The following is a 2,411-nucleotide window of genomic DNA, read 5'->3' on the forward strand; positions in this document are numbered from 1 at the left end:
ACCAAAAAAATTATCAAAAACAAAAATATATTTTCAGAAAATCCAGAAAAAGAATTGAGACTTTATTCTCTCAACTTTGCGACCAATTTAAAATCAGAAACAATTACGCAAAATCTTTTAACGGTTTTAAAACAAGGGTATTGAGCAAAATAACAGCATTAACTTTCATTCAGTTTGTAAATGTTTTTGTTTTCAATAGAAAAATGAATAGACTTAAAATTGAATTAATTTAATAATGCACTACGAGTTAATTATTGTTCTGCCGGAGTTCTAATTTCAAAAACAGTAAAATAAGCCGTGGCGGGATATTTGATATTTTCACCTCAAGCCGCTTGAGTATTACAGCTTCGCCTAAACGTACTGAATATTACAGCAATTCAAAAAATACTTTTAGCAATAATAAATTTACGTTCTCTATGGATCAATATCTGATTATTTTAGTAATACTCGGCTCTGCCATTTTCAGTGTGGCATGGATGCCCAAAATTTCAAAAAAAACTGGCATCTCGTACTCTATTTTTTATGTAGCAACAGGGTTTGCCCTTTATCTACTGGCTCCCGATCTTCTGCCAAACCCAATGCCTCAAAAAAATGAAAATCTGACGCTTCATTTAACCGAGTTGATTGTTATTATTTCGCTTATGGGTACTGGGATCAAGATCGACCGAAAATTTTCTTTTAAAACCTGGTCTTCCCCGTTGAAACTTGTAAGTTTTACCATGTTATTGTGTATTGGTGCAGCAGCGGTAATGGGCTATTATTTTTTAGGTTTCAGTCTTACTTCAGCAGTACTTCTTGGTGCTGTTCTTGCTCCGACGGATCCTGTCCTCGCATCGGATGTACAGGTGGGACCTCCAAATGAGGGAATGAAATCAGAGACCAAATTTGCGCTCACGTCAGAGGCTGGACTCAATGACGGAGTCGCTTTCCCATTTACCTGGTTTGCCATTACTATTGGTCTTATGTTCACAGGCAAAGAAAGCAGCTTTTTAGATTGGTTTGCTCTTGATGTTATCTACCGAATAGTTGCCGGTATTGTGATCGGATTTCTATCAGGCAAAGGTTTTGGCATTTTGTTATTCAGAGTGTCCAAAAAATATGAGATCCTAAGAACCAGAGATGGTCTGGTGGCAGTTGCTGCTACTTTACTAGTGTATGGTATAACAGAAATTGTTCATGGTTATGGATTTATTGCAGTTTTTATCTGTGCAATCACACTAAGGCATTTTGAGAAAGATCACCAGTATCACGATACACTTCATTCTTTCACCGATCAGATAGAAAGGCTGCTAGTCTGCCTGCTACTGATTATTTTCGGAGGAGCATTAGCAATGGGTATTCTAGAACCCATAACTTTGAAAATGGTTGTGTTTTCGGTAACTTTCCTGCTAATAGTAAGACCTGTCTTTGGATGGCTGGTATTGAGTTCCTCAAAAATGAAAAACAAAGAAAGGCTGGCGATCGGATTTTTTGGCATCCGTGGGATGGGTTCGATATTCTATCTTGCATTTGCTTTCAGCAAATATAATTTTGAACATCAGGATGAATTGTGGGCTGCTGTTTCTTTAACGATCCTCTTTTCAATTTTGATTCATGGCCTTACGGCGACGCGTGTCATGGAATATCTTAAAAGAGAAGCATAGGATCAGTAATACAGGGTTCTACAGAAAAAAACCTCACATTTTAAGAAAATATATTGTTCCTGACCGCAGTAACGTATCCTTAGCGTATTGATGGCCTTGAATTCAATTATAATGATTTTGAATCTACATAATAAATTCTCTGTAATACTAAATGATATATTAGCGCACCTGAAAAGTAGCAGATAATATCTATAAAATCAGCTGTATATCTTGCTGATAGTAACGGACATATAATTTCAAATACAATGGTCAGATTAAGTGCAGCTCCCAGCAAAAACTTCAGATCCGGTCTCCAATCCGGATAATAGGTGAGCTTCATGATTTTCATTATCGTATAACTGAACATAGGGACACTGTATAGATCAGTCAAATGATCATTGATTAGAGGTATGAGTATTCCATTCCTTCTCAAAAATGCGATAATTCCCCAAATGATAAGCCCTCCAATAAACCAATATGAAATATTTAATTCTTTAAACATGCATTGCGCCTAAGATGATGCTCAACCCGTAGTGCATTATAAAAAAGGTTACTCATAATACGAAAATTTCGTATATTGTATTGACTACCAATCTAATACGTTATGAATAACCTAGATGCAATTTACGATTTTATTTTAAAGGAATTAAGAAAATTAACCATCAAAGAAAATTTTTATTTCAAACCAATTAAACCAAAATTATCTGATTTAGAACTCATTGCAATAAATATTTCTGCAGAATATTTATCGATAGATTCAGAATATCAGTTGTTTAGATACCTCTCTAA

General features: G+C 35.2%; 2 protein-coding genes and 1 pseudogene. All 3 read left to right on the forward strand.

The genetic code is table 11. From position 1 onward, the window contains the following. Nucleotides 1-233 (forward strand): transposase (locus AP75_RS13715; RefSeq protein ID WP_143755930.1); only part of this gene is annotated, 233 nt, incomplete at its 5' end. 99 nt (nucleotides 234-332) lie between these two features. Beyond that, nucleotides 333-1,643 carry a cation:proton antiporter gene (locus AP75_RS13720; RefSeq protein ID WP_143755932.1) on the forward strand — a complete coding sequence of 437 codons (1,311 nt, stop codon included), beginning with the start codon at nucleotides 333-335 and terminating at the stop codon, nucleotides 1,641-1,643. 583 nt (nucleotides 1,644-2,226) lie between these two features. Beyond that, nucleotides 2,227-2,411 (forward strand): annotated as a pseudogene (locus tag AP75_RS14570) (IS982 family transposase); the annotation flags it as partial.

Source organism: Kaistella haifensis DSM 19056, from assembly GCF_000735695.2.
GTDB lineage: Bacteria > Bacteroidota > Bacteroidia > Flavobacteriales > Weeksellaceae > Kaistella > Kaistella haifensis.